Annotated in this window: 12 protein-coding genes; 4 read left to right on the top strand and 8 right to left on the bottom strand. The window is 60.1% G+C overall.

Annotated features, from left to right (window positions below; translation table 11 throughout):
* The first annotated feature begins 12 nt into the window (after positions 1–12).
* Both AFE_RS12345 and AFE_RS12340 read left to right on the top strand, forming a co-directional pair.
* On the top strand, positions 13–1935 hold the full coding sequence (locus AFE_RS12345) for a TolC family protein (RefSeq protein ID WP_225487197.1): 1923 nt from the start codon (positions 13–15) through the stop codon (positions 1933–1935).
* Positions 1892–2722 carry an energy transducer TonB gene (locus AFE_RS12340; protein WP_225487196.1) on the top strand — a complete coding sequence of 277 codons (831 nt, stop codon included), beginning with the start codon at positions 1892–1894 and terminating at the stop codon, positions 2720–2722. Before AFE_RS12345 ends, AFE_RS12340 begins: the two co-directional genes overlap by 44 nt.
* Before the next feature lie 3 nt (positions 2723–2725).
* Here AFE_RS12340 and AFE_RS12335 read toward each other — a convergent pair whose 3' ends face one another.
* Positions 2726–3193 carry a hypothetical protein gene (locus AFE_RS12335; protein WP_009560790.1) on the bottom strand — a complete coding sequence of 156 codons (468 nt, stop codon included), beginning with the start codon at positions 3191–3193 and terminating at the stop codon, positions 2726–2728.
* A gap of 99 nt (positions 3194–3292) precedes the next feature.
* Positions 3293–3880 (bottom strand): hypothetical protein, encoded by a 588-nt coding sequence (locus AFE_RS12330; RefSeq protein ID WP_009560789.1) that lies wholly within the window; start codon positions 3878–3880, stop codon positions 3293–3295.
* Positions 3881–4229: 349 nt separating this feature from the next.
* On the opposite strand from AFE_RS12330, the gene AFE_RS12325 reads away from it, so the two are divergent.
* Entirely contained in the window at positions 4230–5195 is a 966-nt protein-coding gene (locus AFE_RS12325) for a tetratricopeptide repeat protein (RefSeq protein WP_012537332.1), read from the top strand.
* Positions 5196–5259: 64 nt separating this feature from the next.
* On the opposite strand, the gene AFE_RS12320 is transcribed toward AFE_RS12325, so the two are convergent.
* Positions 5260–5814 (bottom strand): OmpA family protein, encoded by a 555-nt coding sequence (locus tag AFE_RS12320; RefSeq protein ID WP_009567000.1) that lies wholly within the window; start codon positions 5812–5814, stop codon positions 5260–5262.
* Positions 5815–5921: 107 nt separating this feature from the next.
* Positions 5922–8156 carry a YadA family autotransporter adhesin gene (locus AFE_RS12315; RefSeq protein ID WP_012537331.1) on the bottom strand — a complete coding sequence of 745 codons (2235 nt, stop codon included), beginning with the start codon at positions 8154–8156 and terminating at the stop codon, positions 5922–5924.
* A 497-nt stretch (positions 8157–8653) separates the two neighbouring features.
* Between AFE_RS12315 and AFE_RS12310 the strand changes: the two genes are divergently transcribed.
* Entirely contained in the window at positions 8654–10615 is a 1962-nt protein-coding gene (locus tag AFE_RS12310; protein WP_009560795.1) for a DUF29 family protein, read from the top strand.
* On the opposite strand, the gene nth is transcribed toward AFE_RS12310, so the two are convergent.
* The 4 genes from nth to glgA all read right to left on the bottom strand — a co-directional run bounded on the left by nth (position 10595) and on the right by glgA (position 14753).
* Positions 10595–11257, bottom strand: a complete 663-nt coding sequence (nth, locus tag AFE_RS12305) for an endonuclease III (protein WP_009560794.1) — start codon at positions 11255–11257, stop codon at positions 10595–10597. The genes AFE_RS12310 and nth overlap by 21 nt on opposite strands.
* A 97-nt stretch (positions 11258–11354) precedes the next feature.
* Entirely contained in the window at positions 11355–11771 is a 417-nt protein-coding gene (locus tag AFE_RS12300; protein WP_009560793.1) for a hypothetical protein, read from the bottom strand.
* 83 nt (positions 11772–11854) lie between these two features.
* On the bottom strand, positions 11855–13243 hold the full coding sequence (locus AFE_RS12295) for an MBL fold metallo-hydrolase (protein ID WP_012537330.1): 1389 nt from the start codon (positions 13241–13243) through the stop codon (positions 11855–11857).
* A 40-nt stretch (positions 13244–13283) separates the two neighbouring features.
* On the bottom strand, positions 13284–14753 hold the full coding sequence (gene glgA / locus AFE_RS12290; RefSeq protein ID WP_009565766.1) for a glycogen synthase GlgA: 1470 nt from the start codon (positions 14751–14753) through the stop codon (positions 13284–13286).
* Positions 14754–14768: the final 15 nt, after the last annotated feature.

Genomic DNA, 14768 nt, shown 5'->3' with positions numbered 1-14768 from the left:
TGGCGGACCCCTGTGCGGCATCCGGGGAATACCCGTTGGGTACTGGCCTGCTGGATGCTGATCGGTATCCTGCCGGGGGCATGCGCGGGATCGCTGACGCAGAATGATGCGGATGGCGCCGGACTGGGTTCAGCGCTGATGAACGCATTGCCGGCATCACCGGAAACCGTCGCCCCTGGCCTGCTCCCACCGCCACCAGCGCGACCACAGGCACAGGCACAGGCACAGGCTCAGGCTCAGGCTCAGGCTCAGGCTCAGGCTCAGGCACAGGCACAGGCACAGGCACAGGCACAGGCACAGGCTCGGCGGGCGGTAAAAAAGCGTTCGCCGGTCGGACCCGCGCCAATGTCTCCGGCGTCGACAGCGATCCGGACACCAGCGGCACCGCCCCCCACGGCAAGCGTTGCGTCGGCGCTGTCCTCCGGGCATGGGGCAACCAAAGCCCGAAACTCCGCCGCGAACGCGGGTACCCGTCCGGCGGATCATGGGGCCGCCGTAACCATTACGGCACCACCCGCACCTGCTCTGCCGGACCTCCATGCCACCGCCCATTCGTCAGCGGCGCCTGCGGGAGCCTTGGCGGCGGGTGGCGGTAACAAACTGCACGAGTTGCTGGCTACCGCCCTGGCCAACAATTCCGATATCCGGCTGGCCGATCAGTCGCTGCGCGAGGCGCAGGCCGAGTCGCTGGATGCCTTCGGGCAGTTTTTACCGCATCTGAATTTTCAGACGCAAACCCAGTTATACGGCAATCAGACCAACCAACCTTCGGTGTCGCTGATCGGTTCCACCATCGTGGTGACCCAGGGCAATAACTATTCCAATTATCTCAGCGTGATGGCCAGCCTGAATCTGTTCGAAGGCGGACAGGGGATTGCCAATCTGGCGGCTTCCCGTCAGGGTGTCCATGCCGGTCACGAACAGGTGTCCGAGCGGCGCATGCGCACCGCTCTGAATGTGCTGGCTGGCTACGAAGGGTTACAGAGTCTGCAGTGGCAATTGCGGGCGATCAAGCGGTCTCTGGTGTTCATGCGTCAGGACCTCGCCCTGGCCGAGCAGCGCGTGCGGCAGGGAAACGAAAGCCGGATCGATTTGAACCAGATGCGGAGTCAGGTCGCGAATCTGGAAGCGCAGCGCCAGGATACGGAAAAGCGACTGCTCAAGGCGCAAACGAATCTCGCCCTGCTCATGGGCAAAACCGGAGCTTTCGATCTGTTGCAATCAGGCGTGCATGACCGCATACCCACCCCGCCGGAATTCGATGCCGCCGCCGTGGAGGGTGTCGCCGTGGACAACCTGCCGAGCGTGCAGGTCGCCCGTGCCGCACTGCACAAGGCGCGGGACCGGGTGGATGCGGTGCGCGGCTCCTTTCTCCCGAATGTGAATCTGCAGGCAGGGTACAACTGGATCGGCACCTCCAGTCAGGGGTTTGGCCGAGCGATCGGCTCCACGTCGCCCAGTAATTATACGGTGGGCATTTCCATTACCCAGACTCTCGCACCGTTCACCGGCCATATGGCCAAGCTGGATACCGCGGAGGCGCAGTCGGAAGCGGCGCTGATTCGTTATCAGCGGGCGCTGCAGGAAGGGCGTCAGGAACTGCGAGTGAATCAGGAGGAAGTGCGAGCCGATACCGCCCGCTTGGCCGCGCTGGAGAGCGTCTATGCCCGTGCCCGGCAAAATCAGAAACTGATGGAAGATCTTTACGCACACGGGCGTATCAGTAAAACCGATCTGCACGCCGCGCAAATCAAGACCATGAATGCCGGGGATGCGTGTCGGGACGCCCGTGCGCAACTGCACGTGGCCCGCTGGATGTTGTACGCCATGGTGGATCCGCGGCATGTTGCCGACAGCCTGCTCCAGAAAACACAGGCTGAAGGGGTCGACAATGCCGCGCCGTCGTCTTCGGGAGCGGGCGCTGAACATGCTTGAACGGTTCGGCGTGGTTTTTTCCAGGGACCGGTTGACCTTGTGGCTGATCGGCGCGGCGGCCTGCGTCGCCTCGCTCACCTTTCTAATCTATCGCACCATCCGTCATGAGGTCACCAGGACCGTTGCGGCACCCTCGGCCTTCCGTATGGTCAGGATGCCGCCGTCGCCTCCGGCTCCCGTCGCGACGGTGCCTCCGGCAAAAATGGCCCCTGTCGACCTGCATGGAAAGGCATCCCGGCCGTTGTCCGGTGGTCCCTCCGCCCGCCAGGCCGGGACGCATCCGGCAAAACATGGTCTGCCAAAGCCCCCGCCCTCCCGGCCAGTAGCGTCGCCGGCCATGACTCATGCGGCCTATCTACCGCCGGCATGGACGGTTTCCACGCCCCATAAGGCGAATCTCATCAGCCGTTACGTGACGTACTGGATACGGCAGGTGGAGAGTACGGGCGCGCGCGAGGGGCCCATAGAAAGAGGGGGCGAGATCCAGGTGCGGGTTACCGTATTCCGCAACGGCAATCTGGCGCAGTTGTCCGTGGTCCGGTCGACCCTGCCGGCCAGCGCATCCAGTAAAGCGGTTCGCATGATCCGCACGGCTTCTCCGTTCGCCCCTTTCCCCGAGGATCTGGCCCGGCAGGCCAATAAACTGGTAATCCGTTGTACGATGAACTTCCTGAACGGCGATGTCGGAGCCCAATCTCGGCCCTCTGCGTCGGGCGGCGCAGGCATCATGCCCACCCAAGGATTGTCAGGGAGCTTATCCCAGGCCTTGTTGGGTTCCGATTCCTGAAATTCAGTAAAAGAGTTGGCCGGAAATGCCGGTCGGCATGACCACAGTCGGATAATTACCGACCGCGTCGGCGATACTTTTGGCGACGTTCGCCGGCATCTGGCTGGCATAACTGGCCACCATCATTCCGGCCTGTGCGCCATCGGCGCTGAGGGTATTGAGGATACCCGTGGGACTGATGGCACTGACGCCCTGCAGTATGGCGGGGATCGCCGTTTGCGTGGTCAAAATGCCATTCATCAGCTTCGATGTTGCCTGCGTCAAGGTGCTGGTCAGTTCGCCGTTGGCATAACCGACACCGCCGCTGGTCAGCCCGGCCGCCTGGTTGATGGATGCGGCTACCGCCTGGTTCATTGCCGCGGTGGCGCTGGCCACCGTCTCCACCGTCGCAACGGGTTGACTGCTCCCACCCGAACCGCCCAAGCCCAGCGCGGCCAATACTCCCGAAAGGAGGCTGCTTAATACGCCCATCTGTGGACTCCTTGTAATCAACTCACCTGATGATAAGACAACAGCGCGAGTTTCCCCGCGCTGTCGCGTTACTTAAATCGGCTTTGCGTTGTACGCCGATTATCCGAGCAGGCCGCCCAGCAGGCCGGTGGGGGCGGAACTGCTGCCCACCACCGTGGCGTTGCCCAACATAGCACTCAGGCCCGTTGCGGTCAGGGTGGACGCACCCAGGGAGCCGACGATGGAGGCGGTGGCCGCCGGGATGCTGGTGGCCATGTTCGCCATGGCGTTGCCCACGCCCGTGCCTACACCGCTCAGCATGCCACTGATACCACCGCCCACACCTGCGGCCAAAGGACCAGCCACATCTGCGGTGTACGCACCGGCAAGGGTACCGCCTACGGCCGTGTTCAGGGACGTAATGGTCTTCGCAGAGTCAGACAGAAAGCTTTTGCTGAGTGCTGCGGCACCATTTACGGCCATGGACAGGGTACCCTGCGCGGCGGTGGTGATATCGTTGGTCATATTGGCTGCGAGGGTGGACGCATCGGTGGTAACCGCTTTGTCCAGATTGGTGGCAGCAGTAACGCCGTTCGTCATCAGGGTGTTGACATCGCTGATGGAAAGGCCGGCGGGAGCGCCGCCACCCAAGAGGCCGCCCAACAAACCGGTTACCGTGCTAAGAAGACCGCCAACATTAAGTCCCATAATAATCACTCCTAAATTAGATGGTTGAAAATTGGTATCATTGCCAAGGCGGTATAGTCCCAAAAGGACGGTTGTCCCTCGGCACCATGTAGGAGGCAATATCCATGCCATGGAATTAAGAAGATAAGTGTCTGTTTATAAGCATCAGGCAATCAAAAGTGATACTTATCTGGTGCTGTCACGTAACGGAGTAAGTAACATTGTCGACCGGGGATCGATGTATTGCGGGCAAAGCGTTTTGAGGGCAAGGCTGGACGCCGGGATATACGTAGAGCGACAATATCGACGGTTAGCAAAAGTGTGTGTCAACTCGGCGAACCGTTCAAAAAGCGATGGAAAGGGAAGGGATATGTGCGTAGACCATTTTCGGAAGAACCGCGTATTCATTTGCGGTGTTGTCGGTCTTTTCTGCATGTCGGCGTATCCGGAAGTCCGGGCAGCGACGGCCAGCATGGCGGTACCGTCGCAGAGTTTTCAGGAAGAACAGACCGACCCCGCTGCGCTCGCCCGACATGCCGCCGCCCGCGCAGATTACTGGCGCGGAATCTACTGGACGGCAAAGGGCGATGCCCGGAAGGCGGTTGCGTACTGGCGAAAAGCCGCCGTCGCCGGTGACGCCGCGGCGGAGTTCAATATGGGTGACGCCTGCTACGCCGGACAAGGTATCGTTCGCAATCACCAACAGGCCGCTTCCTGGTGGGAGAAATCGGCGTTGCAGGGAAACGCTCGGGCCGCCAACAATCTGGGATATGCCTATGCCCACGGTGAGGGTGTTCCGCAAAATCCGGAGCGTGCGGTTTTCTGGTGGAAACGGGCCGCCGATGCTGGCGACGCGCATGCGGAGCTCCTGCTGGGACTGGCGTATTACTACGGCCGGGGGGTGCCAATGGGCTACGAGCAGGCCAACGCTTACTTCCGCCTGGCCGCCAAGCAAGGCAACGCCCTGGCGGAGTTCGCCCTGGGAAATGATTATGCCCACGGCTATGGAACGGCGCGCAACGACCAGGCTGCCTACACCTGGTTTTTACGCGCCGCGGAACATGGCAACGTCAAGGCTGAGCTCCATCTGGGCGGTCTGTTGTATCAGGGGAAGGGCGTGGCCCGGAATTATCCGGAGGCGGTGTCCTGGTGGAGGGACGCAGCATTGCAAAATGACCCGGATGCGGAATTGCTGCTGGGGATCGCCTATGCACACGGCAACGGCGTTGCGCAAAGCGATGAGCGCGCGCGGTTCTGGTGGGATAAGGCCCGTTCGCACGGCGGTAGCGCCGCTCGGCTGGCCTCACAGTTGATCGGGAAGTTGCCGCAGTCCTGAAAGCCACCTGCCGGAACCCTGGTTCCTGCCGGCGCAGGAACCAGAGTCTTGGTCGGTCCTATGGTCAGGGCACGGATTTCCTGACCTTGATGCTGGTGTCGATGACCACGCGCTGGTTGAGGAAACGCCCTTCACGGGTCGCGTTACTGGCCACGGGATCTTCCCAGGAATAACCCCGGGTGATGATCCGATAATTGGGGACGCCCCGTCCCATGAGATAATGGGCGACACTGGCTGCACGCTCCTGAGAAAGTCCCAGGTTATATTTGTAGCTGCCTGTCTTGCTGCAATATCCCTTCACCAGAAGAATCGCGGTGGGGTGTTTCAGCGCAAACCGGGCGGCGCTGTCCAATACCGCAATATCGGCTGTCATCAGTTTGGACGAGTTGGTGGTGAAATTTACGCCGCGAATGGTGACCGGCTTGCTTTGCAGAACGAAATGTTCGACCGGCGCGATGATTTTCGCGGGCGGGGGCGGCGCGACCGGTTTGACTGGCACGGGCTTGGGCTTATGCCAGCAATTCAGATCGCAGTAATGGTAATGTACCGGCGCGCAGGCAGCCAGCCCGAAGCTCGCGCCCGCCAGCAACAGCAGTTGGTAAGCAGACTTTTTCATCATAAGCACCTTGGTTCATGATCTTGTGAGAACGCGATAAATCGGGCGGGGGTGCGGCAGCATGGATATGTCGCGACCACCCCTCCCGCCCGGTGTTTATCCTGCGAGACTTACCAACTGTAGGACGCTCCCGCGCCCACTTCGGTATTTTTGCCCGAACCGTTGCTGCCCACCGTCAACAGCGCCTGCCAGTTGCAGTTGAAGCGGTGCTGATATGTAAACGCGAATGCGCTCTGTCCATCGTACTCACCATAACCGCCGGCCACCGTGTTGGGTCCCTGACCGGATGCGGCGGATGCGGCGGCGTTCAGGGCTGCGGCATTGACGGAGCCCACTTGGGCCGCGTAATGCTGCGCCTGCCCGACGGCACCCTGCAACTGACCGACGGTGGCCACATCATTGGGTGTGGTGCCGGGGGCCACATTGGTGATCTGTCGCGTCAGCCCGGTAGAGGCGTTGCCCACGGAAACGGAATTGGCGCGATTGGCGGTGGAACCTTGTCCCAGGGCAACGGAATTGATCCCGTTGGCCGTGCTGTTGGCACCGATAGCCGTACTATTGTTGGCATTGGCCTGAGCGTTGGCACCAATGGCTGTCGCGGGATCGGCCACCGCCCGGGCACCATCACCGATGGCTACCGCGCCGTTGTAGGTTGCCGTGGCGTTGGTACCGATGGCGATACTGCTGGTGCCGTTGGCGAGCGCCCCGTTTCCTGCTGCCACGTCGTTCGTACCCTTGGCCTGGGCGTAGGTGCACTGCAGGCCGCCGTTGACGACCTGACAGGTGGCGACTTTGCCGTTGACGATGGTTTGCAACTGGCTGATATTGCTGGTGTTCATGGCGATGTTGCTGACGTCGGTAGCCTGTTGCGTCTTGACGTTCTTGATGTCGTTGGTGTTGCTGGCGATATTGGTGACGTCGGTACCCTGCTGGGTTTTCAGGTTGCTGATGTCGGAGGTGTTGCTGGCGATATTGGTGGTGTTACTGGCGATGTTGCTGACGTCGGTAGCCTGTTGCGTCTTGATGTTCTTGATGTCTTTGGTGTTGCTGGCGATATTGGTGACGTCGGTGCCCTGCTGATTTTTCAGGTTGCTGATGTCGGAGGTGTTGCTGGCGATATTGGTGGTGTTGCCGGCGATGTTGCTGACGTCGGTGGCCTGTTGTTTCTGCAGGTTGCTGATGTTGGTGACGTCGGTGCCCTGCTGATTTTTCAGGTTGCTGATGTCGGAGGTGTTGCTGGCGATATTGGTGGTGTTGCCGGCGATGTTGCTGACGTCGGTGGCCTGTTGTTTCTGCAGGTTGCTGATGTTGGTGACGTCGGTGCCCTGCTGATTTTTCAGGTTGCTGATGTCCGAGGTATTGCTGGCGATGTTGCTGGTGTTGCTGGCGATATTGGTGACATCGGTGGCTTGCTGTTTTTTGATTTTGGTGAGATCGACTGCCGTTGACGTCAAGCCCCCGACCACGTTGCTCAGATTGCTGATGTTGCTGGTATTGTTGGCGATGTTGCTGACGTCGGTGGCCTGCTGTTTCTGCAGGTTGCTGATGTTGGTGACGTCGGTGCCCTGCTGACCCTTGAGGTTGCTGATGTCGGAAGTGTTGACGGCAATATTGGAGGTATTGCTGGCAATGTTGCTGGTATTGTTGGCGATATTGCTGACGTCGGTGGCCTGCTGTTTCTGCAGGTTGCTGATGTTGGTGACGTCGGTGCCCTGCTGACCCTTGAGGTTGCTGATGTCGGAAGTGTTGACGGCAATATTGCTCATATCCGTCTGCTGCTGCTGCTTGATGGCGGTGAGGTCACCGGCCACCGAGGTCAGGTTGCTGATATTGCTGACCGTCGATTGCAAGTGGGAAATATTGGTTTGATCGATCTTCTGCTGATTCTGGAGATTGCTGATATTGCTGGTATTGGTCAGTTGCTGTTGGTCTGTGGCATACAACTGGCTGCCGTTGACCGCATCCGTGCTGGTCTGGCTCAGGGTGCCCGGCGCCACGTTGATGATCTTGCGCTGCTGGGTGGCGCTACCCACCGCTACGACGTTGTTTTGCCCACCATCGCTGCTGTTGTAGCCGAGGGCCACGGAGTTGGTGCCGGTGGACGTCGCATTCACGCCCACGGCCGTATCATTGGTACCGGCGGCACTGCCGGGTCCCGATGCGATATTGTTGCTGTCACCGTACTGGGTGACCGCCGAACCGAGTCCCAGGGTTTGGGTGAGGGCCGCCACCAGGCCGACACCACCTTGGACGGTGCTTGCATCCGCCGTGCCCCCCCCCGCCATGGATATTGCAAAGGTGCCGGATACGGCCACGAATAGGATTTTTTTTCTGAAAGTCGACATGTATTGCTCCTTATATTATGGGTTGCGCAGATGCTCACTGTTCGTGGAAACGTACTGCTCCGGTTGCACACCGGATCGGCGCCGCGCACCGATCCGTCTTACATTACCGATTTGAGCACTAGCACGATCTATGCCACGATGTATGAGACCTTGCGGTCCGATATCAAAAACGATGTTACCGCTTTGTTTAGATTATCCTGAGCGATAAACCGGATGGCGGATTTTATGCAGAATATGTGGATGATCGAGATATGGAGGAGGTTTATTCGTGTCAAACAGAGTATCAGCATGTTACGACATCGGGAACGCCGTAAACGGTGCCTTTCTCCTGTCTATCGCCGCCCCGGGCGTTTCCCCTTGTGAGCAGACCGCACATACTGTAACGTTTTCCCACACCCTGCGGAGCCGGTACGGGTGTCGAACCGATGATGTATGCCGTCAATACCGTGAAAATGCAGAACGGACTGTTGTAATCTGAAACAGACTCTGGAGGAATAATGTTGAATCGGTTTATGCTTAAAAGCGCGCTGCGTGCGCTCATCATGCAGTTGCTGAAAATGTACGTTGACAGCCGTTTCGACACCCCTGAAACCATTGCCGCCATTCAGGCGGCGCGGCGGAAGATTCACGACCTCCAGGAAATGCTACCAGACTTACGGAGTGAAATCCCGGCGCTGGTGTCCGCCATCTGGAATGACGCAATAACGGATTTCCTGCTGGAACACGATGATAGCATATCCCTGGATATGAACCGCTGTCCGTGGAGTCTGGAACAGATATTATCCAACTGGCTGCCGCGCTGGTCGATGGTTCAGCGCGTGATCGGCGTGCGGGATATGAATGGTACGGATGGGGACTATCCGGAAGACGAGCAGGTGTTGCGCAACCTGTTGGCGTCCGATCCGCGACACGCCCAGGCCTGGTGCAATCTCGCGGTGATGTATATGGGCAGACAACGCAATGCGGAAGCAGAACGCCTGTTTAAGCAATCTCTCGCGATAGACCCGGACTATCCTGAGGGCCTGCTGAATTACGCCGTACTGCTGGAGAATCTCGAACGCCGGGACGAGGCCGAAAAGGCACTGCGCCGTGCCGTGGAAATCCGCCCGGATTACTACAAGGCATTTACCAATCTCGGTTATGTGCTTAACCAGTTGGAGCGGTATGAAGAAGCCGAGGTGATGCTGCGGCGCGCTTTGGAGATTAATCCCGACTATACGGTAGCATTGCTGAACATTTCTCTACCACTGCATAAACGCAAGGACTTTGCGGAATCCGAGCAGTTTTTGCGGAGGGCGATGAATATTGATCCCCATTATGAAGAAGCCGCGCTCAATCTTTTTGTCTGTTTATACGGGCTGGAAAAACATGTCGAGGCAGAGGCGTTCCTGCGCCGATTCATCACGGATAATCCGGGATCTTCGGAGGCGATGAGCAAACTGGGGATATTTTTATTTCATCAGGGCCGACCTGCGGAATCCGAGGTCTGGTTACGGCGCGCTTATGAAGTCTCCGGCGGCGCACCGGAAGCGGCCTTCGATCTGTCATCCTATCTGCTTTTATATGGTCATTATCAGGAGGGATTCGCATTATATGAGAGCCGTTTCGATGTGCGCTCCAATAATAACGTGCGGCGTTTTTCGGAAGCGCAGTGGGACGGTTCACCGCTGGACGGAAGGCGTATCCTGATCTATACGGAGCAGGGCTTCGGCGATCTGTTTCAGTGTGTGCGCTATGTTCCTTTGATAAAAGCCCGTGGCGGAAGGGTCATTCTGGAGGCGAGACCGGAAGTGCTGCGGCTTTTCCAGCAAGTGGACGGCGCGGATGAGGTGTTCGTGCGGGGCGAGCCGTATCCTGCCCATGACACCTACTGCCCCATCATGAGTCTGCCCCACGTCATGGGCACCAGCCTGGACACGGTGCCGGGCCGGGTGCCCTATCTCCGCGTGCCGGTGGAACTGCAGGAGTCGTGGCGCGAGAAGCTTGCGCAGATCGGTGGCCTGCGGGTCGGCATCGTCTGGGCGGGGAATCCTTTGCACAAAAATGACGAAAGCCGGTCACTGCCGTTGGCGGCGCTGGCGCCCCTGGCGGAGATTCCGGGAGTCAGTCTGCTGTCGCTGCAAAAGGGCCATGGTGAACGGCAACTACAGGAGGTTTCTTTTGCCGTCACCCCGTTTGGCGACCAGGTTCAGGACTTTGCCGACAGTGGCGCCATCCTCCAGCAACTCGATGTACTGATTTCAGTGGACACCTCGGTGGCGCATCTGGCCGGCGCCCTGGGCGTCAACACCTATCTGCTGTTGCCGAATTCGCCGGACTGGCGCTGGTTGCTTGACCGGGACGACACCCCCTGGTATCCGGGTATGCGTCTGTTCCGGCAGGCCAAGGCGGGCGTATGGGATGATGTGCTCGCCTCGGTGGCGGAGTCTGTCCGATCTTTAAGCGCCGCCAGGAGATGACTTCGCCGCCCACCGGTGCTTGTCCGGCCATTCGCAGCACTGAAAAATCGGGCAGTGGCCGCAGTGCGGCCGCCTCGCCGTGCAGGTATAGCGGCCATGGAGGATCAGGAGATGGTGGGCGTCCTGCCGGTATTCGGCGGGCACCGCCGCGAGCAGGGCCTGTTCTACGGCCAGGGGCGTCTTGCCGGGGGCGATGCCGGTCCGGTTGCCGACCCGGAAGATGTGGGTATCCACCGCAATGGTGGGTTGCCCGAACTCGGTATTGAGGACGACATTGGCGGTTTTACGGCCGACGCCGGGGAGCGCTTCCAGCGCCTTCCGGTCTGCGGGCACCTCGCCATCATGCAGGGCCAGCAGTTGCCGGGCCAGGGCATGCACATGCCGGGCCTTGGCGTTGAACAGTCCCAGACGATGGATGTGGGCCTTGATGCCGTCTTCACCGAGGGACACCATCGCCTCGGGATTCGGTGCCACCGCAAAGAGCGTCCGGGTGCAGGCGTTGACGGCTTTGTCCGTACTTTGCGCGGAGAGCACCACGGCGACCAGAAGCTGAAAGGGGGAGCCGTAGATCAGCTCGGTTTTGGGTTCGGGAATGGCGGCGCGCAGGGCTGCAAAACAGCGACGAATATTCTGTGGGTCCACGCTGCGTCATCCACGGCGACGATGGGGGCTGCCGGGATGCAGGGCTGCGGTGTCGGAGATCGGGTATACGACCCGCCCCGGCACCGCAGCCGGGCATTCAGACGTGACGATAACGGCCGATCTCCGGCGCCTGAGGGCGGGGATGTTCTGTCGCAACGGCGTTGGCCGCCGCAATCCACTCTTCATGGTCATGTTCCAGAGCGTGGAGCATGTCGTGGTCCAGCCGCGGCAGGATACTGCCCTTGATGAGCTCCCCGAGATCCAGCATGCGCGTGGCGACCGCGTAACCGTGCAGATGGAAATCATGGTCGGCGTGCGTTCCAAAATGGTCGCCGCTGAACAGTACGCCTTTGGCGGCTTTCAGGTCGGCGTCATTCATGACGTAGTCTTTCGTCCACTGGTACCACGCCTCAAAATATTTCTCTTGCGCTTCAAGGCTCCAGTCGTGGGCCTCAAAAAAGGCGTAGACCGAAACGCGGTTGGCCTTGCCGGAAAAAGGAAAGTGACCTGACATCGTACGACTCCTCCTGCATGCGGGTGTAAAAGCCTTCGGGGCATTGTAGCCGTTTATGGTCCCGGCGCAACGCAAAAGCTTTTTTAGAGGGAATAACGATCGCCAATGACCGGACAATCCACCTGCAAACCCCGCGCCCGCAGTACCTTGGCGATGCCCTCCCGGCCGTTGTCCTCACCATGGACGAGAACGGTGCGTGTCGGGCGTTGGTCACCATACCAGGCGAGAAGTTCATCGTGGTCGGCATGGGCCGAGAAACCGCCGATGGTGTAGATGCTGGCGGCGACATGCACTTCTTCACCAAATATCCGCACGGTTTTGGCCCCGTCGATGATGCGTCGCGCCAGCGTCCCCTGGGCGGCATAACCGACGAAGATCACGCTGCTGTCCTCACGCCAGATGTTATGCCGGAGATGGTGGGTGACCCGCCCTCCGGTCGCCATGCCCGATCCCGCCATGATCAGGGCACCGCCCTTGATCAGGTTGATGCCCATGGATTCGCTGGTTTCGCGGGTGAAATGGAGGTTGCGCAGGGCGAAGGGGTCGGCGCCGTGCTGCAGGCCTTCGCGGGTACCGGGGTTGAAGCACTCCGGGTGACGGCGAAAAATCTCCGTAGCCGAAATGGCCATGGGCGAATCGAGAAAAACCGGCAGGTTGGCGGGAATCTGGTTGTCATTCATCATTTCCCGCAGGTAATACAGCAAATCCTGCGCGCGCTCCAGGGCGAAGGTGGGGATGATGGCATTGCCACCACGTTTCAGGGTGTCGAGGATGGCATCGCGCAACTCGTCCACCGAGGGTCCGATGGCCTTGTGCAGGCGGTCGCCATAGGTGGTTTCCATGACGATGACGTCCGCTTGGGGGGCGGGGGTGGGCGGGTTGATGATCGGCTTGCCGCGGTTGCCCAGATCGCCGGAGTAGACGATGCGCTGCTGCCTGCCCGCTTCGCTGGCTTCTACCAGTATCCAGGCGGAGCCAAGGATATGACCTGCATCTCCGAAAGTCGCGTTGACGCCGGGGCAGACCTCCATTTTTTGTCCGTAATCCGCGCTGCGTCCGAAGCGATCCATGGTATCGAGGACGTCGGTGATGTCATAGATGGGCGCCGATTCGGCCCCCCCCTGACGCAGGTGACGTCGGTTGGAGCGCCGCGCCTCTTCCGCCGCCAGCCCCGCCGCATCCATGAGCACCAGCCGCGCCAGTTCGCGGGTGGCTGACGTGGTGATGATCTCGCCGCGAAAGCCGCGTTTGACCAGCAACGGAATGCGCCCGCAGTGATCGAGATGGGCATGGGTCAGCAGCAGATAGTCGATATCCTTGGCGTCAAAGCCGAATTCGGTGCGATTTTCTTCTTCCAGGTCATGCCCGCCCTGAAACATGCCGCAGTCGATGAGCAGCTTTTTATCGCCCACGCGAAGAAAATGACAGGACCCGGTAACCCCTCCCGCCGCACCATAAAATTGCATTTCCATGTGGTTCTCCTTTTTTCGTAGAGCGAATCGATCGGGAGACTCAGTGGCCGCCGCCGCTGTGCCGCACCAGCACCTCGTAATATAGCTGGAGATAGGCGCGTGCCGAATGCTGCCAGCTATAGTCGCCCGCCATGGCCTGGTCCTGCAGGTGCGACCAGAGCGCGGGCTGGCGGAACAGCGCCTCCGCGCGCAGCACGGCATGGTGCAGGGCGTCGCTTTGCGGGCTGTCGAACACAAAGCCGTTGCGTTGCAGCGGGTGGCGGAAGTCGTCGGCATCGGTGACCGTGTCGGCCAGCCCGCCGGTGCGGTGGACGATAGGAATGGTACCGTAGCGCAGGCTATACATCTGGTTCAGGCCGCAGGGTTCGAAACGGGAAGGCATGAGAAAGGCATCTACGCCTGCCTCTATACGATGGGACAGCCCCTCGTCGAAGGCAATGCGCGTCGCCATTTGCGCGGGGTGGGCCGCTGCCATCTCCAGCAGTTGCCGCTCGAAGGACTTGTCGCCGCTGCCTAGCACCACCACCTGCATGCCGCGGCGTAACAGGTCCGGGAGAATGTCGAGCACCATATCCGTCCCCTTCTGTTCCACCAGACGGCTGATCATGCCGAGGAGGAATACGCCGGGTTCGGGATAGAGGCCGAGACTGCTCTGCAGTTGCGATTTGCACAGGGCCTTGCCCGGCAGCCGGTGCTGCGGCGAATAATGGGCGGCCAGATAGGGGTCCGCCCCAGGGTTCCAGTGGATGGTATCGATCCCGTTGAGAATACCCGACAGACGCTCAGACCGGGACCGGAGCAGACCATCCAGTCCCATACCGAAGGCGCTGGTCTGAATCTCTGCGGCATAGGTGGGGCTGACGGTGGTGATCTGGTCGCTGAACGCCAAGCCCGCCTTCATGAAGGAAAAGGCTCCGTAGTGTTCGGTGCCGAGCCAGTGAAAATCCGCGGCGGGAAGGTGCAGCGACGCCATGGCGCGGGGCGGGAAGCGGCCCTGATAGGCCAGATTGTGAATGGTGAAAAGGACCGGCGGCCGCGCGGCGCCGATGCGCGCTTCAAGATCGAGGAGGTAAGGTATCAGCCCGGTCTGCCAGTCGTTGGCATGAACAATGTCCGGACGCCAGTCGAGCCCCGACACGCGTCCCTGGGCAATTTCCACGGCTACCCGGTTGAGCAGGGCAAAGCGCCGGTCATTGTCCGGCCAGTCTTCGCCCTGCGCATTCTGGTAAGGGCCGCCGTCGCGTTCATAGTAAGGGGGATAGCGTAGGAAAAGAATCTGCGGCCGCTCCGTCAGCGACCATAACTCGGCCGTTTCATCGGTATAGGGCACGCTGACCGTGCAACGCCAGTCCATCTCGCCCATGGCGGGACACCCGTAGTAAGGCACCAGCACGCGAGTATCGACGCCCAACTGCCCCAACGCCACGGGTAGGGCACCGCCGACATCCGCGAGGCCGCCCGTCTTGGAATAGGGCGCCATCTCCGAAAATACGAAAAGTGTTCGCAACATGGGTATGTTCTTCTT

It is taken from the genome of Acidithiobacillus ferrooxidans ATCC 23270, assembly GCF_000021485.1.
Classification (GTDB): domain Bacteria; phylum Pseudomonadota; class Gammaproteobacteria; order Acidithiobacillales; family Acidithiobacillaceae; genus Acidithiobacillus; species Acidithiobacillus ferrooxidans.
Note: the sequence above shows the minus strand (reverse complement) of the source record. Positions and strands in the feature narration are given on the sequence as shown.

Excerpts from the sequence above, each read along its gene's own strand:
- AFE_RS12325 (WP_012537332.1), top strand. The coding sequence starts at position 4,230 with ATGTGCGTAGACCATTTTCGGAAGAACCGCGTATTCATTTGCGGTGTT.
- AFE_RS12300 (WP_009560793.1), bottom strand. The coding sequence starts at position 11,771 with ATGTCAGGTCACTTTCCTTTTTCCGGCAAGGCCAACCGCGTTTCGGTC.
- AFE_RS12340 (WP_225487196.1), top strand. The coding sequence starts at position 1,892 with ATGCCGCGCCGTCGTCTTCGGGAGCGGGCGCTGAACATGCTTGAACGG.
- AFE_RS12320 (WP_009567000.1), bottom strand. The coding sequence starts at position 5,814 with ATGATGAAAAAGTCTGCTTACCAACTGCTGTTGCTGGCGGGCGCGAGC.
- AFE_RS12315 (WP_012537331.1), bottom strand. The coding sequence starts at position 8,156 with ATGTCGACTTTCAGAAAAAAAATCCTATTCGTGGCCGTATCCGGCACC.
- AFE_RS12295 (WP_012537330.1), bottom strand. The coding sequence starts at position 13,243 with ATGGAAATGCAATTTTATGGTGCGGCGGGAGGGGTTACCGGGTCCTGT.
- AFE_RS12335 (WP_009560790.1), bottom strand. The coding sequence starts at position 3,193 with ATGGGCGTATTAAGCAGCCTCCTTTCGGGAGTATTGGCCGCGCTGGGC.
- AFE_RS12330 (WP_009560789.1), bottom strand. The coding sequence starts at position 3,880 with ATGGGACTTAATGTTGGCGGTCTTCTTAGCACGGTAACCGGTTTGTTG.
- glgA (WP_009565766.1), bottom strand. The coding sequence starts at position 14,753 with ATGTTGCGAACACTTTTCGTATTTTCGGAGATGGCGCCCTATTCCAAG.
- AFE_RS12310 (WP_009560795.1), top strand. The coding sequence starts at position 8,654 with ATGTTGAATCGGTTTATGCTTAAAAGCGCGCTGCGTGCGCTCATCATG.